The 23,812-nt window shown below is 75.6% G+C and carries 15 protein-coding genes, 2 tRNA genes and 1 pseudogene; 11 read left to right on the top strand and 7 right to left on the bottom strand.

Annotated elements, in window-relative coordinates:
- Positions 1–48: 48 nt before the first annotated feature.
- The 3 genes and pseudogenes from AB0F71_RS24390 to AB0F71_RS24380 form a co-directional block, all read right to left on the bottom strand.
- Positions 49–336, bottom strand: a complete 288-nt coding sequence (locus AB0F71_RS24390; protein WP_360237985.1) for a hypothetical protein — start codon at positions 334–336, stop codon at positions 49–51.
- A 77-nt stretch (positions 337–413) separates the two neighbouring features.
- Positions 414–1,691, bottom strand: a pseudogene (locus AB0F71_RS24385) (SpoIIE family protein phosphatase); the annotation flags it as partial.
- A 170-nt stretch (positions 1,692–1,861) separates the two neighbouring features.
- Positions 1,862–3,247: an FAD-dependent oxidoreductase gene (locus AB0F71_RS24380; protein WP_360237997.1), complete on the bottom strand. Its 1,386-nt coding sequence runs from the start codon at positions 3,245–3,247 to the stop codon at positions 1,862–1,864.
- A gap of 538 nt (positions 3,248–3,785) precedes the next feature.
- Here AB0F71_RS24380 and AB0F71_RS24375 point away from each other — a divergent pair.
- A complete protein-coding gene (locus AB0F71_RS24375) occupies positions 3,786–4,658 on the top strand; it encodes a helix-turn-helix domain-containing protein (protein ID WP_360237983.1) in 873 nt (290 codons plus the stop codon).
- A gap of 377 nt (positions 4,659–5,035) precedes the next feature.
- Positions 5,036–7,306: a sigma-70 family RNA polymerase sigma factor gene (locus tag AB0F71_RS24370; RefSeq protein WP_360237981.1), complete on the top strand. Its 2,271-nt coding sequence runs from the start codon at positions 5,036–5,038 to the stop codon at positions 7,304–7,306.
- Positions 7,307–7,471: 165 nt separating this feature from the next.
- Here AB0F71_RS24370 and AB0F71_RS24365 read toward each other — a convergent pair whose 3' ends face one another.
- The 3 genes from AB0F71_RS24365 to AB0F71_RS24355 form a co-directional block, all read right to left on the bottom strand.
- Complete coding sequence (locus tag AB0F71_RS24365; protein ID WP_360237979.1) at positions 7,472–8,176, bottom strand: DsbA family oxidoreductase; 705 nt, start codon at positions 8,174–8,176, stop codon at positions 7,472–7,474.
- Between the two features lie 138 nt (positions 8,177–8,314).
- Complete coding sequence (locus AB0F71_RS24360; RefSeq protein WP_360237977.1) at positions 8,315–8,836, bottom strand: universal stress protein; 522 nt, start codon at positions 8,834–8,836, stop codon at positions 8,315–8,317.
- A gap of 1,101 nt (positions 8,837–9,937) precedes the next feature.
- Entirely contained in the window at positions 9,938–12,097 is a 2,160-nt protein-coding gene (locus tag AB0F71_RS24355; RefSeq protein ID WP_360237975.1) for an asparagine synthase-related protein, read from the bottom strand.
- A gap of 756 nt (positions 12,098–12,853) precedes the next feature.
- On the opposite strand from AB0F71_RS24355, the gene AB0F71_RS24350 reads away from it, so the two are divergent.
- The 9 genes from AB0F71_RS24350 to AB0F71_RS24310 all read left to right on the top strand — a co-directional run bounded on the left by AB0F71_RS24350 (position 12,854) and on the right by AB0F71_RS24310 (position 23,368).
- Positions 12,854–14,281, top strand: a complete 1,428-nt coding sequence (locus tag AB0F71_RS24350; RefSeq protein ID WP_360237973.1) for an MFS transporter — start codon at positions 12,854–12,856, stop codon at positions 14,279–14,281.
- 90 nt (positions 14,282–14,371) lie between these two features.
- A tRNA-Ser gene (locus AB0F71_RS24345) sits at positions 14,372–14,441 on the top strand.
- 435 nt (positions 14,442–14,876) lie between these two features.
- Complete coding sequence (locus AB0F71_RS24340) at positions 14,877–16,454, top strand: TROVE domain-containing protein (protein WP_360237971.1); 1,578 nt, start codon at positions 14,877–14,879, stop codon at positions 16,452–16,454.
- Between the two features lie 462 nt (positions 16,455–16,916).
- On the top strand, positions 16,917–18,152 hold the full coding sequence (gene lhgO, locus AB0F71_RS24335) for an L-2-hydroxyglutarate oxidase (protein ID WP_360237995.1): 1,236 nt from the start codon (positions 16,917–16,919) through the stop codon (positions 18,150–18,152).
- 114 nt (positions 18,153–18,266) lie between these two features.
- Positions 18,267–19,097 (top strand): tRNA (guanosine(46)-N7)-methyltransferase TrmB, encoded by an 831-nt coding sequence (gene trmB, locus AB0F71_RS24330; protein WP_360237969.1) that lies wholly within the window; start codon positions 18,267–18,269, stop codon positions 19,095–19,097.
- Between the two features lie 116 nt (positions 19,098–19,213).
- Complete coding sequence (locus AB0F71_RS24325) at positions 19,214–20,608, top strand: PrsW family intramembrane metalloprotease (RefSeq protein WP_360237967.1); 1,395 nt, start codon at positions 19,214–19,216, stop codon at positions 20,606–20,608.
- Between the two features lie 72 nt (positions 20,609–20,680).
- Positions 20,681–20,754, top strand: a tRNA-Met gene (locus AB0F71_RS24320).
- Positions 20,755–20,950: 196 nt separating this feature from the next.
- Positions 20,951–21,778: a hypothetical protein gene (locus AB0F71_RS24315; RefSeq protein ID WP_360237965.1), complete on the top strand. Its 828-nt coding sequence runs from the start codon at positions 20,951–20,953 to the stop codon at positions 21,776–21,778.
- 399 nt (positions 21,779–22,177) lie between these two features.
- A complete protein-coding gene (locus tag AB0F71_RS24310) occupies positions 22,178–23,368 on the top strand; it encodes a hypothetical protein (RefSeq protein ID WP_360237963.1) in 1,191 nt (396 codons plus the stop codon).
- Here AB0F71_RS24310 and AB0F71_RS24305 read toward each other — a convergent pair.
- Positions 23,365–23,811, bottom strand: coding sequence for a GNAT family N-acetyltransferase (locus AB0F71_RS24305; RefSeq protein WP_360237961.1), 447 nt, complete (start codon positions 23,809–23,811; stop codon positions 23,365–23,367). The genes AB0F71_RS24310 and AB0F71_RS24305 overlap by 4 nt on opposite strands.
- Position 23,812 lies beyond the last annotated feature (1 nt).

Below are 23,812 nucleotides of genomic sequence, written 5' to 3'. Positions count from 1 at the left end.
CTTCCAGCGGGCCCTCCGGGCGCTTCGTTCTTTCGTGTTTCCAGCTTATCAGATGTTTTCCGCTCCGTTTTCCGGGGCTTCGTCATCCAACTCGCTGGTGTCTTCTGCGGCTTGACGCCCTGTCCGACGTTTCAAACTGTAGCCGATCCCCGCTCCGAAAAGCGAATCCAGCCGCAATCCGATAAAACGCGCACGCCGAATAAGCGCCGAGCCGAGACGCGAAAAAGCGAAACGACCGGCACGAAGCCGGAAGTGGTGTTTCAAGGGATTGGCTGCCTCGGGGCCGTCCGCGCAGATGCGTGTCCGGTGCTCCATGACAGGCAGCTCGAAGAACACTAGACCTCTGGAGTGGCCGAGTCAAGCACGGCAAGCGAATTTTCGGTGCCGCCCTCGGTGCCCTCCGTCCCCTCGTCCGCCGGCAGCTGGAAGGCCAGGACGGCGACGTCGTCGTCGTGCTCCGAGGTCACGCCCATCGCCCGGAGGAGCCGGGCGCAGATCACCTCGGGGGCGCCGACCGCGCCGGTGAGGGTGCGGGCCAGCAGGTCGAGGCCCTGGTCGATGTCCTCGTCGCGGCGCTCCACCAGTCCGTCCGTATAGAGGACGCCGGTGGTGCCGGGGAGCAGCCGCAGGGTGTGGGAGACGTGCAGGCCGTCCCCGGTGCCGAGCGGGGGGCCGTTCTGTTCCTCGCTGCGCAGGATGGTGCCGTCGGGGCAGCGCAGCAGCATGGGGAGGTGGCCGGCCGAGGCGTAGGAGAGGGTGCGGCGGCTCGGGTCCCAGACGGCATAGGTGCAGGTGGCGATCTGGTTGGCGTCGATCTCCATGGCGAGGCCGTCGAGCAGGCGCATCACCTCGTGCGGGGGGAGGTCGAGGCGGGCGTAGGCGCGTACGGCCGTGCGGAGCTGGCCCATCACGGCGGCGGCCCGCAGGCCCCGGCCCATGACGTCGCCGATGACGAGTGCCGTGCGGCCGCCGTCGATGGCGATGACGTCGTACCAGTCGCCGCCGACCGCGGCCTCGGCGCCGCCCGGCTGGTAGGTGGCGGCGACCCGCAGGTCGGCGGGCTGGTCGAGCTTCTGCGGGAGCAGGCTGCGCTGGAGGGTGACGGCGGCCTCGCGCTGGCGGCGTTCGGCTTCGCGCAGGCGGGCGGCGGCGAGCACCTGGTCGGTGACCTCGGCCGCGAAGATCAGGACGCCGGCGGGCGGGCCCTCGGCGGGGGTGTCGCCGGTGTCGCCCGGGCCGAGCGGGACGCAGGAGACGTTGTAGTAGCGGTTGCCGGTGAGCCCGAGGATGCAGCGCGCCTTGACGCTGCGGGGGCGGCCGCCGCGGATGACCTGGTCCATCAGGGGCAGGACGCCCATGGTGCCGAGTTCGGGGAGGGCCTCCCCCGCGGGCAGGCCGGTGGGGCGTTCGCCGAAGAGTTCGCGGTAGGCGCGGTTGGCGTAGCCGAGCTGGTGGAGCGGGCCGTAGGTGACGGCGACCGGGGCGGGGATGCGGTTGAGCACCTCGCGCAGGTTCTGGGGTTTGTGGGGGTCGAGGAGTTCGGCGGTGGCGGCGGGGCTGGTGGGGTCCCGGGGGCCGGGGACGACGATGCCGTCGGTGGAGGGCGTGCCCTCGTCGGTGCCGGCCCCGTTGGGTGGGGCGGCACGCCAGGGGACTCCGGTGATCCGCGCGCTCCAGCGCATGAGGTTCAAACGACGGCCGCTTCCTCGTTTTCCAGGCATATCATCACTTTTTGTGTGCACAGCAACACATGGGGTAATGACCAGTTCGGGCTGATCCTGTCAGGCGGAGGCCCGGTTCCGGAAGTCGCGCGCCCGGCGTGGCCGTCGGTTGGGCTCCGGACCCGGGACGGCGGGGTCGCTCATCGGGGGGCCTCCGGCCCGGCACCGGACGGCCGCTCCGGCCCGGAATCGAAACCGCCCTCGAAGGACGAACGCGGGTGCGCCATCGCCCCCAGCGAGACCACCTCGCGGGAGAACACCCCGCCGAGCACCCAGTCCATCAGCACCCGGACCCGTCGCTCCGCGCTCGGCAGCCGCCGCAGGTGGCGGGCCCGGTGCAGCCACCACGCCCGCCGTCCGGTGAGCCGGCCGCCGCGCCGGGTGTGGGCGACGGCCCGGTGCAGCCCGAGCGAGGTGGAACAGGCGGCCGGCCCGGGGCGGTACTCGACCAGGCCCGGTGCGTGCGGCCCGCCGGCCAGCGCGACCGCGATGTTGCGGGCGAGCAGCTCGGCCTGGGCGAAAGCGTGCTGGGCGTTGGGCGCGCAGGGGGCGCCGTCCGCGTTCGGATCGGGTACGGCGGCGCAGTCGCCGGCCGCCCAGACCCCGGGCAGCGCCCGCCCGTCCGGGCCGACGGCCTGGAGGGTGGCCAGGCAGCGGACCCGGCCGGCCGTGTCCAGCGGCAGGTCGGTGTCGCGCAGCAGCGGCGAGGGCCGGACGCCCGCCGTCCAGACCAGGGTGCGGGCACCGAAGCGGCTGCCGTCGGAGAGCGCGGCGACCCCGCCGGCGGCGGACTCCAGGGTGGTGCGCAGGCGGATGTCGACGCCGCGTTCGCGCAGCTGGCCGAGGGTGTGCTCGGCGAGGTCGGAGGACTCCTCGGCGAGGATCCGGTCGCCGGACTCGACCAGCACCCAGCGCAGGTCCTCGGCGCGGACGTTGTGGTAGCTCCGCACGGCGGTGCGGGCCATGTCCTCCAGTTCGGCGAGCGCGCCGACGCCCGCGTAGCCGGCGCCGACGAAGACGAAGGTGAGCGCGGACTGCCGCAGGGCCGGGTCGCGGGTGGCGGAGGCGAGGTCGAGCTGTTCCAGCACGTGGTTGCGCAGGTGCACCGCCTCGCCGACGGTGGAGAAGCCGAGCCCGTGCTCGGCCAGGCCCGGTACCGGGGCGGTGCGGGAGACCGATCCCGGGGCCACCACCAGGACGTCGTAAGGGAGTTCGAGCGGTGCCGGGGTCTCGCCGGGGCTCGCGGCGTCGGCCAGGGCGCGGCGGGCGGCGTGTTCGATCCGGGTGATCCGGGCGGTCACCACCCGGCAGTGCGGCAGGGCCCCGCGCAGCGGGACGACCACGTGCCGGGGGTCGATCGAGCCGGCCGCGACCTCGGCCAGCAGCGGGTGGTAGGTGGAGTACGCCTGGGGCTCGACCACGGTGATCTCCACCTCGCCGCGCCGCAGCTGTTCCCGCAGGCCGCGCTGGAGGTGGAGCGCGGTGGCCATCCCGGCGCAGCCGCCGCCGACGATCAGGATCCTGATGGTGCACCTCCAGCCGGTGTGACGATTCGTCCCGGCCTCGCGGCCGGGGGTGTCCCCCCATCACGCCCCCCTATGAAGGACCGTCGGAGGTGGTCTTGTCCACAGTCCGTACGGGGCTGGTTGCGACGGAAGTGACGGGCGTGGCCAGTTGTGCTTCCCGGGCGACTTTCTGACGCACTTTCGGCTTCGAAGAGCCGTGAACTATGGTCGGATTGTGTGCCGGAGCGGCCACCGCCATGACAACCGGCGGCGACGCACCGTGGAGCGGCCACTACGGCCAGTTCCAGCGTTGGCGCGAGATCCCGACTGGGGGAGAGTCATCCGGGGAAGGGTAGTTCCCGGACGAGGCCCCGGTCGGTGCCGACGCGCCGAGCCGGACCCCGAGGCGGTTCGGCGGCACGACCGTGGTCACCGGAACGCGACGGGCGGCACGAGCAATGGGTCATCTGGTCACTTCTGACGGGCTGGGCTGCACCGGGGGGTGCAGGGGCGGGCGACGACAGGGTCCGGTTTCGGACGCCTGCGGGGGAGAGTTGGGATGATGGAACAGAAGCAGGCATTGGGGCGGGCGAGCACACCGCACGCCGGACAGGGCATGGTCCCGGAGCAGCGCGGCCCGGTGGACCTGCCATCGGGCGGGATGTCGTACGCGGCCGTCCCGTACCGGGCGGAGTCCCCGCAGGCCACCGCGCCGGTGCCCGGGGCCCGGCTCCGGGTCGACGCCCGGCGGAACCTGGAGAGCGTGCTGCGCGCGGCCCGGGAGGTGTTCGGCGAGTTCGGCTACGGCGCTCCGATGGAGGAAGTGGCGCGCCGGGCCGGGGTCGGGGTCGGCACGGTCTACCGGCGTTTCCCGAGCAAGGAGGTGCTGGTCCAGCGGATCGCCGCCGAGGAGGTGGCCTGGCTGACCGCGCAGGCGCGGGAGTCGCTGTACGGCGGCGACGGCGCCTGGGAGGCACTGGCCGGCTACCTGGCCCGGGCGGTCGGCACCGGAGCCGGGCGGCTGCTGCCACCGGAGGCGTTCCGGTACGCGGAGGAGCTGGGCCGGGTGCCCGAGCAGCGGGCGGCGGAGGCGTCGGCGGCCGTCCGCTTCGACCTGCGCGGCGAGGAGGCGCGGTCCGGGGCACCGGTCGAGCCTTCGGCGGCGGACGCCGATCCGCGGCTGCTGCTGCAGCTGTTGGCCGCCCTGGTGGCGCGGGCCGGTGCGGCGGGTGAGCTGCGGCCGGGCGTCACGGTGTCGGACGTGGTGCTGGTGCTGACCGCGTCGGTGCCGGTGCACGCGGCGCGGCCCTCGGTCACGGCGCCGCCGTCGGCCGGGTTCACGGCGGCCGGCCCGCAGCCCGACGGTCAGCCGGCTCCGGGGCCGTCGGACCGGCTGCTGCAGCTCCTGTTGGACGGTCTGCGGGCCCGCTGACCCCGGCTCGGACCGCCCCGGGGAACGGGGCAGTGCCGGTCGCGTCGGTACAGGCACGGTCGACGCGCCCGACGGGCACGGGAGTTGGACGGGACACCGGCGCGCGGACAGGTAACGCGCGCCGGGTGCGGGCGTCGTGCGACCCCGCGCAACACGCTGGGAGAACACGACGCGACCGCCCCTCGGAAGAGTGGGTACCGGCCGGTCCGGCTACCGCCCACCCCTGCGCTATGCCATCCTTTGCCCGTGGTTGGAGCCAATGTCCCGATGCGCGCCCTTCGCGCGCCGTCGGCGCCGTACGCCGGGGAACCGTGCGCCTACGCACTCCCGCGCGCCCTGCCACACTACGGGGGCTGTCGTGGAATCTGGGGTCCGTTGTGAGCGCCGAGGAACAGAACGACTACGGGTACGGCCTCGACTTCGGGGGCTACTCCGGTAGCGCGGCCGAAGGGTCCGCCGCGGGCCTCGGCGGCACCGGCGCCGCCCAAGTACCCGGCGCCGCAGCCGGTTCCGGCTCGGCCTCCGGTTCGAGCCCCGGGGCCGGCCCCGGTTCGACCTCCGGTTCGAGTCCCGGACACGTCCCCGACCAGGCCGGGATGCCCAGCCGCGAGACGCTGTCCGCCGCCGCCGCGCTGCCGCCCGGCCGGGTGCCCGGCCAGGCTCCCGCCGGCCGCGGCCGCGTCGCCCCCGAGGCCTTCGTCGGCGACGGCCGGACCGCCCGGCCCACCGTCCCGGCCCCCGCCGACCCGGTCGACGGCGACCGCCCGCCCTCCGACGCCGAGTTGACCGCCCGGGTCCGGGCCGGCGACGACCGCGCGTACGAGGAGATCTACCTCCGGCACGCCGACTCGGTGCGCCGCTACGCCCGCACCTGCTGCCGGGACAGCTTCACCGCCGAGGACCTCGCCGGCGAGGTCTTCGCCCGCACCCTGCAAGCGCTCAAGGCGGGCAAGGGGCCCGAGTTCGCCGTCCGCGCCTACCTGCTGACCGCCGTGCGCAACGTCGCCGCCGCCTGGACCCGCAGCGAGCGGCGCGAACAACTCGTCGACGACTTCGGCGTGTTCGCCCAGACCTCGGCCGCCGTGGTCGACTACGACCTGGCCGACCCCGGCGCCGACGCCTGGGCGATGGCGATGGCCGACCAGCGGATGGTCATGCAGGCCTACGCCGAACTGCCCGAGGACGACCGGGTGGTGCTCTGGCACACCGAGGTCGAGCAGGAATCGCCCAAGACCGTCGCCGTGATGCTCGGCAAGACCGCCAACGCCACCGCCGTACAGGCCCACCGGGCCCGCGACCGGCTGGCCGCCGCCTTCCTCCAGGCCCACGTCTCCGGCGGCCAGGCCAGCAGCTGCGAGGCCTACGCCAACCGGCTCGGCGCGTACGCCCGCGGCTCACTGCGCAAGCGGGCCTCGGCCGAGGTCGGACGGCACCTCAAGGAGTGCGACCGCTGCACGGCGGCCTGCCTGGAACTCACCGAGATCAACACCGGCCTGCGCGCGCTGCTGCCCGGCGGCGTGCTGGTCTGGGTCGGGGTCGGCGGGTTCAGCGCCGTCGCGGCCGCCGTGGGCGGGGCCGCCGCCGTCGGCGGAGCGGCCGCGGCGGGTACGGCGGCCGCCGCGGCCGGGTCCTCGGGCACCTCCGCGGGAACGGCCGGGGCGGCCGGCGCCGCGGGTGCCTCCGGCGCGTCCGGCGGCGGCGGGGCCGGCGCGGGTGCCGTGGCCGGCGAGGGCCTCGGCACCGCTGCCAAGGCCGGGATCGCCGCCGCCGTGGCGGTCGCGGCCGCCGCCGTGGCCGCGTACGCGCTGACCGGCTCACCCGAGCCGAAGCCCCCGGCCGCCGCTCCCCCCGTCACCACCGCACCGGTCGCCCCCGCGCCGGTCGCCCCGGCCCCGGTGGCCCCCGCGTCCGCACCGCCCGCTCCGGCCCCCAGCAGCGCCGCCCCGGCGCCGGAGCCGCCCGCGGCCAGTCCGAGCGCCGCCCCCACCCCCAGCCCCAAGCCCAGCGCCAGGGCGAGCCGGCCGCCGGCGGCCACCCGGGCACCGCGGAGCGAGCCGCCCGCGGTCACCCCCGAACCGCCCGCCGTCCCCACCCCGACCATCCCGCCGGTGCCGACGCCCGAGGTGCCCGTCGTCCCGACGCCGACCCTCCCGCCGGTGCCCGAACCGACCGTCCCCACGCCCACCCCGCCCGCGCCCAGCGACTACTGGGGCGACTCGCTGCCCGTGGTCAAGCCCGGCCACCACCGGGCCCCGCCCGAGGGGCCGAGCATCCGGCAGCAGGGCAGCGACCGGTTCTGGCAGCGCGACGGCGGCTGGATCGGCGGCGAGTACCAGCGGCACGCCATCACCGTGCACGCGCCGGCCACCACGCTGATCGACCTCAACCGCAGCTGCACGTCCTTCGACGCGGTCGCCGGGGTGGACGACGCCACGCTCAGCCCCGGCGGGGTGGTCTTCACCGTCCAGTCGGGCGACGGCGGCACCCTGTGGCGCTCCCAGGTGCTCGCCGCCGGGGACGACGCGGTGCCGGTGCACGTGCCGCTGGCCGGGCAGAAGTCGATCCGGCTGGTGGTCACGCCGGCGAGCGGGATCTGGTCGGCGCTGAACGTCGCGGACTGGGCGCAGGCCCGGTTCCGGTGCACGTGACGGCCTGAGAGGCGTGACGTTCGGGATGTGAAAGGGCCCGGGGCCCGTTCCGGCTGGTTGCTCGGAACGGGCCCCGGGCCCTTTGTCACTCGGCTGCTGTGCGGCGAGCGTCGGGTGACGGGCGACGCCTGGCGCCGGGTGTCGGAGCACCGGAGCGCCGCTGCGTCAGATGGCGCAGGAGCCGTCCGCGCAGGCCTCCCCGGCCGGGGCGACCTGCACCGGCGCCGGGCGGCGCTCGCCGATCTCGGCGGCGACCTGCTCCAGCACCTTGCGGAAGGTCTCGGCCTCCTGCCCGCCCTGGACCGCCCACTTGCCCTCGAATACGAAGGTCGGCACGGCCGTGATGCCCAGCTCGCGGGCCTCCGCCAGCTGCGCCCGGACCTCGGCGGTGCCCTCGTCGCCCGCCAGGTAGGCCGTCACCCGCTCGCGGTCCAGGCCCGCCGCGACGGCCACCTCGGCCAGCGCCGCGCGGTCGCCGACGTCCACACCGTCGGTGAAGTGCGCCTTGAGCAGCGCCTCCTTGAGCAGGCCCTGCACCTCGGCGCCGTACTCGGCCTCGGCGAGGTGCAGCAGGCGGTGGCCCAGGAAGGTGTTGGCGTGCAGGGCGGCGTCGAAGTCGTAGGTGATGCCCTCGGCCAGGCCCAGCTCGGCGACCCGCGCGTCCATCGCGACCGACTGCGGGCCGTAGCGCTCGGCCAGCCAGGCGCGGTGCGGACTCGCCGTCGCCGGAGCGTCGGGGACCAGCTGGTACGGGCGGTAGACGACCTCGACGGCCTCCTTGCCGGGGAAGTCCGCCAGGGCCTGCTCGAAGCGGCGCTTGCCGATGTAGCACCAGGGGCAGGCGATGTCGGACCAGATCTCGACCTTCATGATTCGGGGGGCTCCAAGGGGCGTCTCGTGGCGGATGTACGAGATAGGTGAACGATGAACCATCTCGGTACATTCCCGGCACCGCGCCCGGGGCCGCCGGGGCGGTCAGTCCTCGGTCCGCCCTCGGTCAGCCTTCGGTCAGCCCTCGGCCGGCGCGGGGACCACCAGGACCGGGCAGGCCGCGTGGTGCACCACCGCCGAGCTCACCGAGCCCAGCAGCAGCCGGACGAAGCCGCCGTTGCCCTGGGTCCCGACCACCAGCGTGTGCTGCCGGGTCGACGCCTCCAGCAGCACCTCGATCACGTTGCCCAGCACCACGTGCAGCGACAGCTCCCCCTCGTACGGCCGGACCCGCTGCCGCAGCACCGTCCCCACCGCCCGGCGCAGCCCGTCCGCCATGCTCTCGACCAGCGTCTCCACGCTCTCCTGCACCAGCTCCGCCATGCCCGGCGGGTAGCCGGCCGGCGCCGGGTTCACCACGGCCAGCACGTACAGCGGAAGCCCGAACAGCTCCGCCTCCGTCATCGCCCGGTCCAGGGCCCAGAGCGAACCGTCCGACCCGTCACAGGCCGCCAGCACCCCGGGCGGCCTGCCCGTCGGCGGCCGCCCCAGCACCGACAGCACCACGGGAACCTCCCGCCCCGGGCCCACACCGCCCACCGCACACGCTCCTCACCGCGGACACACAGCCCCGCCATCATCCCGCCCGGCCCGCTCCCCGCCCGGCGACGCCGCGCCGAGCGGGAAGCGGGCCGGGCCGGGGGCGGGGCGGGGACACCCCGGCGGCCCGTCCCTGGCGGGCCGCCGGGCGCCGCCGACACCTACGCCCACGCCACGGACAGAGCCCCGGCACGTCCGCGCCCGGTCGGCCAGGGGCCGACGGGGTGGGGACGGGGCGAAGGGTGCGGGCCGTCAGCGGGCGCCCGCCGCCGCCCGGCGCTCGGGCACGGGGGCCGGGACGAGGGCCGAAGCGGCTGCCGGGGCCGAGGTCGCCGAAGCGGTGGCCGGGCTGGTCCGCCGGGCCGGGACCGTGTGCTCGGCCGCGGACTCGGCGTGGCGGCCCGGGCGCTGCGGGGGTGGTGGACCGGGGCACGGGGGCCGGCGGGCAAGGGCGGAGGTCAGGGGGTGAGGTCCAGCCCCCGTCGTGGCGGCAGAAGGAGCGGGACAGGAGGTCGGGCCGACCGACTTCTGGTGACCGCGCAGGCCCGGAACGGGCTCGGCCGAGACGGACGGGTGCGCAGCGGCAGGCAGACCAGGCGCAGATGAAGGGCCCCAGAGCCCCGGAGCAGCGGGCACGCGCGAGCGGGAACCGCACCGAGGGATCGCACGGGGAGGGGGCCGTGCACCAGAAGTCGGAGCGGCCGACTTCCAGTGCACGGGAAGGTGCCCGGCGGGACGGGACGTCGGCCAGGGTGACCGGAAGTCAGGGGGTCAAGGCCGGGGGCTGGGGGCTGGGGATGGGCGAGGCCGGTCCAGCAGGCCCCGGGCGGCAGAAGGGGCGGGGCGGGAGGTCGGGCCGACCGACTTTCTGGTGACCACGCAGGCCCGGAATGGGCTCGGCCGAGACGGACGGGTGCGCAGCGGCTGGCAAACCGGGCGCAGAAGAAGGCCCCAGGTCGGCGGGCACGGGCATGGGCGAGTGGGGACCGCACCGAGGGGATCACACGGAGTGGGGGCCGTGCACCGGAAGTCGGAGCAGCCGACTTCCGGTGCACGGGAAGGCGCGCGACGGGACGGGACATCGGCCAGGGTGACCGGAGGTCAGGGGGTCAGGGCCGGGGCCTGGGGATGGGGGAGGCCGGTCCAGCAGGCGCCGTGGCGGCGGGCGCGGAGGCGGCGGAGCCAGAGTTCGGTGGAGACGAGGTCGGCCAGGCCGGCCAGGGCGGCCGGGGAGAGGGGGGTGGCGGGGTCGGTGGAGTGGGCGAGGCCGGCGCGGACGGCGGGGAGGTCGATGAGGCCGGCCTCGGCGAGCAGGGGGGCGTCGAAGAGCTCGGCGAGGCCGTCGGCGGCGAGGCGCAGGCCGGCCCGGGCGGGGGCGGTGCGGTCGGGGCGAGGGCCGCGGCCCCAGTCGGGGGGCAGGTCTGTGCGGCCGGCGCCGGTGAGGACGGCGTGCAGGAGGGCGTGCCGGGCGCCGGGCTGGAGGCGGACGTCGTCGGGGAGCAGCCGGGCGGCGCGGACCACCTGGTTGTCGAGGAAGGGCGCGTGCAGCCGTTGGCCGGGCTGTTCGGCCGCGTGCAGGAGCGTGCGGAAGGAGCGCGCCTGGCGGTAGAGGGCGTGCCGGGCCCGGTGCGCGCCCGGGTGTTCCTCGGGCGCCGGTCGGCGCGCCGCCAGCCGCAGCCGTAGGGCGACCGAGGAGAGCGCCTCGTCGGAGAGCCAGCGGGCGGCCGGGCCGGGGACGCACCAGGCGAGGTCGACGGCCGAGCGGTCGCCCGCGGTCCCGGCGCCGTCGGGGACGTGCCGGGCGGTCAGCTTGGCGGCGGCCTCGTCCAGTGCCTCGGCGTAGCGGACCCGGGAGAGCCGGTGGGCGGCCCGGACCACGGTGAGCGGGGTGCGCAGCGCGCCGGTCAGCACGCCCGCGGCGGCCCGGTCGGCGCCGGCCAGGGCGGCGACCGGGGGCAGCAGTTCGCGGGGCCGGCCGGCCCGGATCAGGTCGGCGAGCCGGGCCGGGTGGCCGTCCAGGACCTGGCGGGCGCCGTAGCCGGTGAGGTGGTCGGCGCCCCCGGCGTCGAAGCGGGCCCCGGCCCGGGCGGCGGCGACGAGTTCGGGGCCGGGCTCGTCGGTGAGCGGGCCGGACTGCGGGTCGGTGCGCAGGACGGCGTACGGGAGGGTGTCGGGGCCGGGGTCGAGCACGGTGTGCCGCAGCCGCGGGGTGTCGGGGGCGAGCGCGAGGCTGGTGGGCGGTTCGGTCTCGCCGAGCGTGACGGCGGCCAACTGCTCGGGGACGGAGGGGCCCTGGGCGGCCTCCCGGGCCCAGGAGCCCTTGACCGCGCCGCTCCTGGCCCCGGCGGCACCCCGGCCGCCGGTCACGGCCGGCCCGGTCGGCGCGCCGGGAGCCCCGGCCGGCACCGGCGGCAGCGGTACGGCGGCCGCGAGCAGGGCCACGGTGGCGGAGGCCGTCCCGTACGAGAGGTCGACGCCGAGCCGGGCGCGCCCGGCCGGGTCGGTGGCCGGGGCGGGGGTGCGGACCCGGGAGCGGACGGACTCCAGCAGGGTGCGGGTGAGTTCGCGGATGGCGGGGGCCTCGTCGCGGGGCTGTTCGGCGCCGGGCGGCTCGTCGTAGGCGTCGAGGTACGGGCGGCCGCCGCGGATGGCGAGCACGTGGCCGGGCGGCACCCGCTGGACGCCCAGGTACGGCGTGCCGGTGCCGAGCGCCTCCGGGGACTCCGGGCAGGCGAGCCGGGCGGCGAGGTGGCCGGTGTCCAGCGCGGCGCCGACCAGGTCGGCGAGCGGGAGGGCGGCGGTGGCGTATGCGGTGCCGCCGGCCCAGGGGGTGTGGAAGACGGGCTGGGCGCCGGCGAGGTCGGTGAGCAGCAGGGTGGAGCGGGTGCCGGTGCGCAGCACGACGGTGTAGCTGCCGGGCCAGGCGGTGAGGTGGCGGACGGCGCCGCCGCGGGCGCCGGCCAGGCCGGCGGCGAGTTCGGCGTCGGTGGCGCCGCAGTGGCCGAGGACGGCGAGCCGGGTGGTGGCGGGGGTGTCCTCGACCGGGTCGGGGGTGGTGGGGCCGGTGCTGACGGCGGGGCGGGCACCGGGACGGAGGGTGACCAGGCGGATCTCCTCGGGCCGCCAGTCGCCCACGGCCCAGAGCGGGTTGGGGCCGGTCCACAGGGGGCGGGCGGCGATCGGGGCGACCGTGGCGAGGGCCTCGTGCACCGGCGCGCCCGCCCGGGGCGTGCCCGTGCTCCAGCCCGTCAGCCACCGCATCGCGCCTCCACCGGACGAGGACCTGCACTCGCGCGGCGCGTCCGGCGCCGGGCGGGCGGCCGGGTGGGTGCCGGGGACGGCCCGTGGGCGCGTCCGGGCGTGCCCGCGTTCCGGCGCGCCGTCTGGGGACATCGTGCCACCACCGGGCGCTGCCGGGGCCGGTGTTGTCGGTTCCGCTTCCGTTTCGGGGGGCCCGGTGCGCGGTGTCGGGCGCGGTGAGGCGGCGGGAGGCGGTGGAGACGGCGACGGGGGCGGGGTGGGGGTGGATTCGGGCGGGCCGGGCCTCCCCCTCCCTGGCCCGGACCGCCCGGGCGCACGCCCTTGACATGGGCATCGCGAGATGGCCGAAAGGCGTCGCCCCGCCCGGGAGGGCATCCGCATGCCCTCCCGGACTTCGCCGCCGCCCGCGGGGATTGAGGCGGCGGCGTCCCCCGGCCCGCCGGGTCCTCGACGGCGGGCCGACCCACGACCACCAGCGAATCGCCGAGTGGCCGGTCGGGCCAGGGGGCACGGCCGGGCGCACGTGAACACGGGACCGGAGCACGGCGCTCCGGCGCGCGGCGCGGCCGAACCGCTCCGGGTGGTCCGGACCAACCCCCGCGACGATCCGGCGCGGCAGGGCCGGGTGCGCGATCCCGCCATCCGGAATGCGGCCTCTTAACCGTCGGAACGCGTCCGACTACTCTAGGTACAGCAGCTACGGCCCGGTGCCGCCCGGGCCCCGCGCACAAGGCCGCAGGAGGTGCCGCCGCCACCATGACCGTCAGCCCACGAGGACCGAACGAACGGCTCGGCACGCTCCTGACCCTCGCCCAGATCAGCAACGCGGGACTGGCCCGGCGGGTCAACGACCTCGGCGCGCAACGCGGTTTGACGCTGCGCTACGACAAGACCTCGGTCGCCCGCTGGGTCAGCAAGGGCATGGTGCCGCAGGGGCCCGTCCCGCACCTGATCGCCACCGCGATCGGCGGCAAGCTCGGCCGGCCCGTCCCGCTGGAGGAGATCGGCCTGGGCGACACCGACCCGGCGCCCGAACTCGGCCTGGCCTTCCCGCGCGAGGTGGCCGACGCGGTGCGCTCGGCCACCGACCTGTTCCGGGTCGACCTCGACCTGCGCCGCGGGCCCGGCGGCGGCCGCTGGAGCGACAGCCTGGCCGGCACCTTCTCGGTCGCCGCGTACGCGACGCCTGTCTCCCGCTGGCTGATCAACCCGGCGGACGGCTCGGTGGCCCGCGAGGCGCCGCGCTCCCCCAGCGAGAACTCCTCGTACCGGGTGGGTCACTCGGACGCGGTCAAACTCCGCGAGGCCGCCCAGGAGGCCCGCCGCTGGGACTCCAAGTACGGCGGCGGGGACTGGCGTTCGTCGATGGTCCCGGAGTGTCTGCGGGTGGAGGCGGCGCCGCTGCTGCTGGCCTCGTACAGCGACGCGGTCGGCCGGGCGCTGTTCGGCGCGACCGCCGAACTGACCAGGCTGGCCGGGTGGATGGCTTTCGACACCGGCCAGCACGAGGCCGCCCAGCGGTACTACATCCAGGCCCTGCGGCTCGCCCGGGCCGCCGCCGACGTGCCACTCGGCGGCTATGTGCTGGCCTCGATGAGCCTCCAGGCCGGCTACCGGGGCTTCGCCGAGGAGGCCGTCGACCTCGCCCAGGCCGCGCTGGAGCGCAACCGCAGCCTGGCCACCGCCCGGACCATGAGCTTCTTCCACCTGGTGGAGGCACGGGCCCAGGCCAAGGCCCGCAACGCGGCGGCGTGTGCGACGGCGCTCGGCGCGGCGGAGAGCGCACTTGAACGAGCGCGCGCCGGGGACCCCGATCCGGCCTGGATCGACTTCTACGCCTACGACCGGCTCGCCGCCGACGCCGCCGAGTGCTTCCGCGACCTCGGAGTGCCCTCCAAGGTCCGGCAGTTCACCCGCGAGGCGCTGGCCAAGCCCACCGAGGGCTTCGTCCGCTCGCACGGCCTGCGGCTGGTGGTCTCGGCGATGGCCGAGGCCGAGGCGGGCAACCTGGACGCCGCGGTCGCCGCCGGCGAGCGCGCCGTCGAGGTGGCCGGCCGGATCTCCTCGCAGCGCAGCCGGGAGTACGTGGTGGAGATGCTGCGGCGGCTGGAGCCCTTCCAGGGCGAGCGCCGGGTCCGGGAGCTGACCGAGCGGGCGCGGGCGGTGATCGTCGCTCCGGCGTGAGCCGCTCGGGACGCCGTGCGAGGACTTCGCGGAACCCCCGCGATAAATGGGGTGCGCCTGCGGGAGGGGCCTGGATAAGGTCTCTCTCGTCCAGGTGCGCAGGCAGAGGTTACTTCCACTCTTAATGGGCGTGTCGCGGGTTCGAGTCCCGCCACCGGTACTTCTCGTGCCGGTGTAGCTCAGTCGGCAGAGCAGCTATGTCACCTCAGCCGTCCTTGAACTCTGGACACCTACACGTGAATAGAATTCCGCACCTCCCGGTGCGACGGCGGCGGTTACTTCTGTGGAGTGCCCCCTTTTCGGGGCGCGTTGAAGCAAACCCAAAAACCGCAGCCGAATCCATTGATCTCGGGAGGCAACTGCGCTTCGGAGTGCCCGGTGCGCAGGCGGGGGTTACTTCGGATCTTGCGGTTCCGGGTTCAAATCCCGGGCGTGCCGTGCGCGAGCGCGGCCGCTGGCTCAATCCGGATAGAGCACAAGGCATATACCTCCGCCGACGCCGGTCGTCGCACGACGACCGGCACGACCTCGGGCACCCCGGCCGCAGCATGCCTCCCTCCCGCTGACGACCGAGCACGCCGAGGGGGGCTGCAGCATGTCCAGGTTCAACATCCGCAAGACCAAGGCGAGTCCGAAGTCACCGGTGACCACGACCGGGAAGCGCACCGCCAACCACAACGGCGGCACCGGTCACGTCCGGGACGCCAAGTCCGAGCTCTTCCTGCTCGCCGTGGCCAACATGGTCGGCCAGGACACCTTCTACGAGCGCGGCGGCGCCCGCGACGACCGCTACACGGCGCTGGTGCGCGCACTCGCCGTCAGCGACCCGGAGTGGACCCTCGGGCTGCTGCGCTGGCTGCGCCACGGTGCGCAGCTGCGCACCGCCGCACTGGTCGGCGCCGCCGAGTTCACCCGGGCCCGGCTGGACGCCGGTGCCCACGGGCACTCCCGGCAGGCCGTCGACGCCGTGCTGCGGCGGGCCGACGAGCCCGGTGAGCTGCTCGCGTACTGGACCTCGCGCTACGGCCGGGCGCTGCCCAAGCCGCTCAAGCGCGGTGTCGCGGACGCGGTGCGCCGGCTGTACGACGCCCGCGCGCTACTCAAGTACGACACCGTGGGCAAGGGCTACCGCTTCGGCGACGTCCTGGAGTTGACCCACCCGGCGCCGGACCCGGCCAAGCCCTGGCAGGGCCCGCTGTTCCAGTACGCGCTGGACCGCCGGCACCGGCCGGAGGAGGCCGCGCCGCCCGCCGCCGACCGGATGCTGACCGCCAACCGCGAGCTGCTCGCGCTGCCCGTCGAGGAGCGCCGGGCGGCCGTGACGGCGAAGGACGGCGCGGAGCGGCTGGCCGCCGCCGGGCTGACCTGGGAGGCGCTGGCGGGCTGGCTGCAGGGTCCGATGAGCGCCGAGGTCTGGGAGGCGGTCATCCCCTCCATGGGCCCGATGGCGCTGGTCCGGAACCTGCGCAACTTCGACCGGGCCGGCGTGTCGGACGAGGCCGCGGCCGAGGTGGCCCGGCGGATCTCCGACCGGGGCGAGGTACGGCGCTCGCGCCAGTTCCCGTTCCGGTACCTGGCCGCGTACCGGCACGCGCCCTCGCTGCGGTGGGGGCACGCGCTGGAGACGGCGCTCGGCCACTCGCTCGCCAACGTGCCCGAACTGCCCGGCCGGACGCTGATCCTGGTCGACCGCTCCGGCTCGATGTTCGACCGGCCCAGCGCGCAGACCCAGCTCAACCGGGCCGACTCGGCGGCGATCTTCGGCACCGCGTTGAAGGTACGGGCGGCCGAGGCGGACCTGGTCGAGTTCGGCAGCCTCAGCCGGGTGGTCGAGGTCGGCCGCGGGGAGGCGGTGCTGCGGGTGCTGGAGCGCTTCTCCAGCCTCGGCGGCACCAACACCGCCCAGGCCGTCCGGGACCACTACCGGGGCCACGACCGGGTGGTGATCGTCACCGACGAGCAGCCCGGCGCCGGTTACGGGGGCCACGACCCGCTCTCCGCGATACCGGCCCACGTCCCGGTCTACACCTGGAACCTGGCCGGCTACGCGACGGGCCACGGCCCGAGCGGCGGTGCCAACCGGCACACCTTCGGCGGCCTGAGCGACGCGGCCTTCCGGCTGATCCCCCTCCTGGAGGCGGGGGCCGACGCCGGCTGGCCCTGGGAGGTCTGACCACGACGCGGCCGGCCGGGGGGCGGCGGCGCCGCGCGGGGCCGGGGGCCCGGCGCGGCGGTGCCATGGCCGCAGACGAGGTGTGGCGCGCGGAGTCGGGGGACTCGGTGCGCCACACCACGGCCGGTCCGGGGGGACCGGCCGATGCCCCGGGGGGCGAGGTGGGCGGCAGGACACTGCCGCCCACCTCGGCATGCGCCGGGTCGAACGGACGAAGGACGCGTCCCCGCGCAGCGGAGCCTTGACGGGCCGACCGATGCGCGACATCCCACGACGCGCGAGGTCCCACCGACCCGTGACGTCCCACCGACCCGTGGCATCCGCCCGGTCCCGCCCGTCACGCGGTCTCGACCCCCGCCCGGAGCCGTGGCAGCATCTGCGGCGGAAGCCGGGGCGGGGGCGGCGCGCGCCGCCCGTACCGGCCTCGGCGACGGCGACCCGGCGGTGGACGAGGAGCGCAGCGTGGCGGACGACTTCGATGTCCTGGTGGTCGGCGGCGGGATCGTCGGACTGGCCACGGCGTACGCCCTGACCCGGGCCAGGCCCGGACTGCGGCTGGCCGTGTTGGAGAAGGAGAACGGCTTCGCCGCGCACCAGACCGGGCGCAACAGCGGGGTGATCCACAGCGGCGTGTACTACCGCCCCGGCTCGTACAAGGCCCGCTTCGCGGTCGCCGGCGCCGCCGAGATGGTCGAGTTCTGCCGCGAGCACGGCCTCCCGTACGAGGTCACCGGCAAGCTGATCGTGGCGACCGACGACGCCGAGCTGCCCCGGCTGGCGGCGCTGGCCGAGCGTGGGCGGGCGAACGGCATCCCGGTCACCGAGCTGGACCGGGCCGGGATCGCCCGGTACGAGCCGGCCGTGGTCGGGCGGGCCGGGCTGCACGTCGGCACCACCGGCATCTGCGACTTCCCGGCGGTCGCCACGACCTACGCCCGGCTGGCCCGGGAGGCGGGCGCCGAACTGCGGCCCGGCACGGCGGTGCGGGCGGTGGCCCGGCGCCGGGACGGGGTGACGGTCGGCACGGCCGACGGGGAGCTGCGCTGCGGGGTGCTGGTGAACTGCGCCGGGCTGCACAGCGACCGGATCGCCCGGCTGGCCGGGGACGACCCGGGGGTGCGGATCGTCCCGTTCCGCGGGGAGTACTACGAACTGGCCGAGCACCGGCGGGACCTGGTCCGCGGCCTGGTGTACCCGGTGCCCGACCCGGCCTTCCCGTTCCTCGGGGTGCACCTCACCCGGGGCATCCACGGGGACGTCCACGTCGGCCCGAACGCGGTGCCCGCGCTGGCCCGCGAGGGGTACGACTGGCGCACCGTCCGCCCGGGCGACCTGGCCGAGACCCTCGCCTTCCCCGGCACCTGGCGGATCCTGCGGCGGCACTGGCGGTACGAGGTCGGCGAGTTGCACCGTTCGCTGTCCAAGCGGGCGTTCACCGCCGCCGTCCGACGGCTGCTGCCCGCCGTGACCGCCGCCGACCTGGTGCCGACCACGGCCGGGGTGCGGGCCCAGGCGGTGGCCCGGGACGGCTCGCTGCTGGACGACTTCGCCTTCGCCGGCTTCGACCCGGCGGACCCGCGCTCCCCGCGCCGGGCGGTGCACGTGCTGAACGCCCCCTCCCCCGCGGCGACGGCCTCGCTGGCGATCGGCCGCGAGGTGGCCCGCCGGGCCCTGGCCGCCCTGGAGGCCGGCGGCTGAGCCCGGCTGCCCCCGCCCGGGCCGGACCGGGGGCCACGGTCGCCGGGACCGGTGGATGAACCCCGTCACACACCCCTCCGGGCGCCCCGCGCGGCCCCGTAGACTCGGGTGATTGTGACTGCCACCGCCCCGATCCCCCAGCAATCGCCGTCCGCCCGGCTGTCCGCGGCGCCGGCCGCCTACCCCGCGCCGATGTACCCGCACAAGGCCACCGAGGAACAGCACCGGGAGCGGCGGATCCGCAGCTTCCAGCCGCGCCGGGGCCGGATGACCAACGCCCAGGCGGGCGCCCTGGACCGGAGCTGGGAGACGTACGGCGTCCCGATCGACGGCACCCCGCTCGACCTCGGGGAACTGTTCGGCGGTCTGCCGGTCACCCTGGAGATCGGCTTCGGCATGGGCGAGACCACCGCCGCGATGGCCGCCGCCGACCCGTCGACCGGCATCCTGGCCGCCGACGTGCACACCCCCGGCCACGGCAACCTGCTCGGCCTGCTGGAGCGGGACGGTTCGCAGAACGTCCGGCTGGCCGCCGGCGACGCCGTCATCCTGCTGCGCGACATGCTGCCGGACGCCTCGCTGGCCGGCCTGCGGGTCTACTTCGCCGACCCGTGGCCGAAGCCCAAGCACCACAAGCGCCGACTGGTCCAGCCGTCCTTCCTCGACCTGGTGCTGCCCCGACTCGCCCCGGGCGCCCTGGTGCACTGCGCGACCGACTGGGAGCCGTACGCGGAGCAGATGCTGGCGGTGCTGTCCGCCTCGCCCGAGCTGGAGAACCTGCACCCCGAGGGCGACGGGACCGGCTGGCTGGAGCCCGCGGACCACCCGGACGGCAGCGTCCCCGGCTATGCGCCCCGACCGGACTGGCGGCCGGTCACCAAGTTCGAGCGGGCCGGGATCGCCAAGGGCCACGTGGTGCACGACCTGCTGTTCCGCCGCCGCTGACCCGTCGGCAGCCGTTCGAACGGGCCGCGGCGGGCTGACCGGCCGGTCGCGCCCGGGACGAACGGTTCGTCCCGAGTCCTCCCGACGGGCCGCCGCCGTGGCCTACCCTGAGCCGCATGGGCAGCCCGCCCGGCGGCGGGCCCCGGGCGACCGTCCGCACCGCCGCCGACGCACCGGGTACGGTCCCGCGCACCGGCGTCACCCGGACCATCCCGGGGCCGCGGAGGCGCCGGGCCGACCGGCTGCTGTCCCGGCCCGGCAGAGCGGCACCGGCCGCCCCGCCCGCCCTCGTCGCCGGTCGGCTCCCGGCCGGCCCGACCGCGGCGGCCCCGGGCCGCGGCCGCTCGCTGGCGCTCTCCTCCGTCACCACCTCCGCCGTCCTGACCCTGGTCTGCTGCGGGGTGCTGATCCTGCACCTGGTCCAGCGGCAGACCGGCACCGTCGGACTGCTGGTGGGACTGGGCCTGGCGATGGTGCCGCTGCCCTTCGTGCTGGGCGGCCTGGCCTGGCTCAACCTCACCGCCCGGGTGCCGCTGCGGCACACCGTGTTCTGCCTCGGCTGGGGCGCCTGCGCGGCCACCACGGTCGCGATCCTCGCCAACAACTGGACCGCCGACTACCTGACCGCCCACCACCACGCCTTCGGCGGGCTGCTCGGCGCCGGCGTCGCCACCCCGGTGATCGAGGAGAGCGCCAAGGCCACCGCCCTGCTGGTGCTGCTGCTGCCGCTCGGCCAGCGACTGCGCTGCCACGGCCGCCGCTCCGGCCGCCCCTGCGCGCCGCTGCTGCACCGGGCGCCCGCGCCCCGGCGCCCCCGCCCGTACCAGCGCCGCCCGGCCGGGCCGCACGCCCGGGGCCGGCTGCGGCTCCGCCCGTACCTGCGACCACTGCCCTACCTGCGCCCGGCCCCGCCCGCCCCGGCCACCCCGGGCGGCCCGGGTGGCGCGGGTGGCGCGGGTGGCGCGGGTGGCGCGGGTGGCGCGGGTGGCGCGGGTGGCACGCACCGCCGCTCCCGGCCGCGCACCCTGGCCGCCGGGGTGGTGCTCGGCGGGATGACGGCCTGCGGCTTCGCCTTCACCGAGAACGCCCTCTACCTGGGCCGGGCCTTCACCACCGACCAGCGCAACCGGCTGGACAGCATCGGCCTGGGCGATCCGCCCAGCCTGCGCGACTTCGACAGCACCGTGCAGACCTTCGTGCTGCGCGCCCTGCTCTCCCCGTTCGCCCACCCGCTGTTCACCGCGCTCACCGGGATCGGCCTGGCCGTCGCCCTGACCAGCGGGCGGCGCTGGCTGGCCCGGCTGGCCGCGCCCGCCGGGCTGCTGCTGGCGATGGTGCTGCACGGCACCTGGAACGCCGCCGCCGACCTGGGGACGGACGGGTTCCTGGTGGTCTACGGGGTGCTGATGGTGCCCTGCTTCGTGGCGCTGGTCGGCTTCGCGCTCTGGGCCAGAGCCCGCGCCGTGCGGCACGGCGGGCGGTCCGAGGGGCGGTCCGGGGGCCGGCGCTGAGGGTGAGCGGAGGCCGTTCCGCAGAACCGATTTCCCATCTCGGCGACTTCCCCGTAGTGTGGTGTTCACCGACGCGGGGTGGAGCAGCTCGGTAGCTCGCTGGGCTCATAACCCAGAGGTCGCAGGTTCAAATCCTGTCCCCGCTACTCAGTAGCCGTAAGGGCCCGGAGGATTCGTCCTCCGGGCCCTTACGCGTTCCCAGCACGGGTAGAACACGGTCCCGCCACGAAGCGGTAACGGCACCCTTTTTCAAGATCTGCTGTCAGACCGCTCCCCCATACTGAGGAAAAATTCATCCAAGTGGGGGGCGGCGGGACCGTTCCCTGGACAAGGAACGACCTCATGCTGTCGAAGCGCCTGGTGAGCACTGCCACGATCTGCCTCCTGCTGGGGGCCGGCACGGCCGCCTGTGGCGACAACAAGGACTCGGACAAGGCCGCGGCGCCTGCGGCCACCACCGCCGCGGCGGCCGCGACCCCGACCGCCACGCCGACTCCGACTCCGACCGTGGCGAAGCTCGACACCGACAAGCTGACCGCCCAGGAGATCGAGAAGCAGGCCCGGCAGGCGCTGGCCGCCGCCACCTCGCTCAAGATCGCCGGCAAGATCCCCACCGACGACGGCGTCATGACCATGAACATGGCCATGGACACCAAGGGCAACTGCCAGGGCACCATGGCCATGCCCGGCGTCGGCTCCTTCGAGCTCATCAGCGACGGCAAGCAGTCCTTCATCAAGCCGGACACCCAGTTCTGGAAGACGTTCAGCGGGCCCAAGGGCGACGCGGTCGCCGAGCTCTTCAAGGGCCGCTACCTGACCGGCTTCGACGGCGACCCGAAGATGAAGCCGATGATGGACTTCTGCAAGCTCACCTGGGCGAGCGACATGCTCCAGGACGACGCGGGCAGCACCCCGACCAAGGGCAGCGCCGGGACCGTCAACGGGGTCAAGACGTTCAGCCTCAAGGAGAAGGACGACAAGGGCGAGGAGTCGCTCCTCCACATCGCCACCGAGGGCAAGTTCTACCCGGTGCGGATGGAGAAGACCACCGGCGCGGACAAGGGCCAGATCGACTTCACCGACTACGACAAGCCGGTCACCCTCCAGATCCCGTCGCCCGACAACGTGATCGACTACACCAAGTTCCAGGACAAGGTGAAGGGCGCCTGAGCGGCGCCCGCGAATAATCCGTTGCCCTCCCGACAGGGGGCTGCCTACAGTGGCGGCACACTGAAAGGAGGTGATCCTGAATTGAGTTCCATCAGGATGCGTGAGGTGGCTGCTCGCTAGAGCCGCCCCTGCCTGCGCAGGGTGAGGCCCCTGGCCTCCGGCAGGCGAAATCCACAGCAGTCACCCGGCCCGCAGGCTCACCGGTACATCCCCGGTGCCTCGGCGCCAGGCCAGTGCACGGGCCGGCGTCGAGGAGCAGCCTGCGGGCCGTCTGCGTTTGCACCGGCCCGTCGTAGCGGCGGTGCCCCCGGGTCGTTCCCGTGCTGGGGCCGCGGCGCTAGAGTCGGCGCGGCCTCTCGGAGACGACGGGGCGCAGCGGCGCGGACACAGGGGTGGGCGATGGCAAGGGCGCGGCGACGGGTCGGCGGGTCGGCACTGCGGACAGCACAGTGGACGGCCGCCGGGGTGCTGACCGGCACGGGCCTGCTCGGCCTGCTGCTGTTCGCGCTCGGCCGGGCGCAGGCCTGGCAGGCGCTCGGCGGCGGCCTGGTGGTGGCCGGTGCCTCGACGGTGCTCGGCGGCGCGCTGGGCTTCCTGTTCGGGGTGCCCCGGGTGAAGAACGGCTCCGGCGAGCCGCAGGGCTGGTACGCGCCCAACACCAATCTGGAGCAGGTCTCCGACTGGCTGACCAAGGTGCTGCTGGGCGTCGGGCTGACCCAGCTCGGCTCGCTCGGCGAACGGCTGCACCAGCTCGGTACGGCGCTGGCGCCCGTGCTGGGCGGGGAGGACGCCGCGGTACCGTTCGCGGCCGCGCTGGTGCTCTACTTCCTGGTGCTGGGCTTCCTGGCCGGCTGGCTGGTGACCAGGCTGGCGCTGCCCCGGGTGCTGACCGAGACGGACGAGGCGCTGGACCTCTTCCTGGCCGGGCAGGACCGCGACCGGCGCGGCGACAAGGTGGGCGCCGACGACCTGCGGGTACGCGCGATGCAGCAGCTCGGGCTGCTCGGTGGCAGCACGGAGCAACCCGCCGCGCTGGCCGCCCAGTTGCCGCCGTCCTCGGGCTCCCCCGCCGGGCCGGACGGCGTGGTGGCGGAGGTCCGGTCGACCGCGACCCGCTCGGCGCTGACCGCCGACCAGGTGCGGGCCCTGTTCGCGGACGGCTCGGAGGGCCGCCGGATCCAGGCCCTCGCGCTGATGCAGGGCGATCCGTCGCTGGCGGACCTGCCGAGCGTGCTGGAGGCGATCGAGCACCCGCGCTCGGGGTTCGAGCAGTACCACGCGCTGCTGGCCGCCCGGGGCCTGCTCTCCCGGCTGCCCGGAGCGGAGGCGCAGCGGCTGCGGGACGCGGTGGCGGCGCAGTTGGTCGACCCGCGGGGCATTCCGTACGGGTCGGACCGCAGTTGGCTGGCGGAGAAGATACTGTCCCGGCTGCGGGCGGTGGCCTTCGTCCCGGCGCAGCCGACGGGGGCCAGCGCGGAGGGCGCGGAGGGCGCGGGGCCTGCGGCGTCCGAAGCGGTGGCATCCGAGCCGGCGGCGCCCGAGCCCATGGCATCCGGGCCGGCGGCTGTCGACCCGCCGGCGAACCCCTAGACGGTGAAGCGCAGTTCGGGCTGCGACCAGGGGGTCTTGGGCTGCGGCGGGCGGGTGCCGGTGCGCACGGCGCCCATCTGGAGGTAGAAGCCCTCGGCGGGCGGGTGCGAGACGACCTTGACCGCGGCGATCCCGGCGGCCCGGGCCCGGTCGAGCATGTCGGCGATCAACGCCCGTCCGATGCCCAGCCCTTGGGCGTCGTCGGCGACGAACATCAGGTCCAGTTCGGCCGGTTCGTGGATCAGCCCGTAGAAGCCGAGCAGCCGGTCGTCGGTGCGGTCCACGGCCATCCGCACCTCGTGGCGCTCGATGTAGTCGGGCCGCACGGCATAGCCGTCGATCATCGCGAAGTAGTCGCCGCGGTAGGCGGCCGAGGCCTGGATCAGTGCGGTGAGCCGGTCGGCGTCGGCGGGCTGGGCGGGCCGGATCGTGGTCTCGCTCATG

This window comes from Kitasatospora sp. NPDC028055 (assembly GCF_040637885.1).
In the GTDB taxonomy this organism is placed as follows: Bacteria; Actinomycetota; Actinomycetes; order Streptomycetales; family Streptomycetaceae; genus Kitasatospora.
The sequence above is the reverse complement of the archived record's forward strand: the minus strand, read 5'-3'. Positions and strand labels throughout refer to the sequence as shown.

Bases quoted from the DNA above. Each gene is read 5' to 3' on its own strand.
- AB0F71_RS24375 (WP_360237983.1), top strand. From the start codon at position 3,786: ATGATGGAACAGAAGCAGGCATTGGGGCGGGCGAGCACACCGCACGCC.
- AB0F71_RS24310 (WP_360237963.1), top strand. From the start codon at position 22,178: ATGGCAAGGGCGCGGCGACGGGTCGGCGGGTCGGCACTGCGGACAGCA.
- AB0F71_RS24305 (WP_360237961.1), bottom strand. From the start codon at position 23,811: ATGAGCGAGACCACGATCCGGCCCGCCCAGCCCGCCGACGCCGACCGG.
- AB0F71_RS24325 (WP_360237967.1), top strand. From the start codon at position 19,214: ATGGGCAGCCCGCCCGGCGGCGGGCCCCGGGCGACCGTCCGCACCGCC.
- AB0F71_RS24350 (WP_360237973.1), top strand. From the start codon at position 12,854: ATGACCGTCAGCCCACGAGGACCGAACGAACGGCTCGGCACGCTCCTG.
- AB0F71_RS24365 (WP_360237979.1), bottom strand. From the start codon at position 8,176: ATGAAGGTCGAGATCTGGTCCGACATCGCCTGCCCCTGGTGCTACATC.
- AB0F71_RS24315 (WP_360237965.1), top strand. From the start codon at position 20,951: ATGCTGTCGAAGCGCCTGGTGAGCACTGCCACGATCTGCCTCCTGCTG.
- AB0F71_RS24340 (WP_360237971.1), top strand. From the start codon at position 14,877: ATGTCCAGGTTCAACATCCGCAAGACCAAGGCGAGTCCGAAGTCACCG.
- AB0F71_RS24355 (WP_360237975.1), bottom strand. From the start codon at position 12,097: ATGCGGTGGCTGACGGGCTGGAGCACGGGCACGCCCCGGGCGGGCGCG.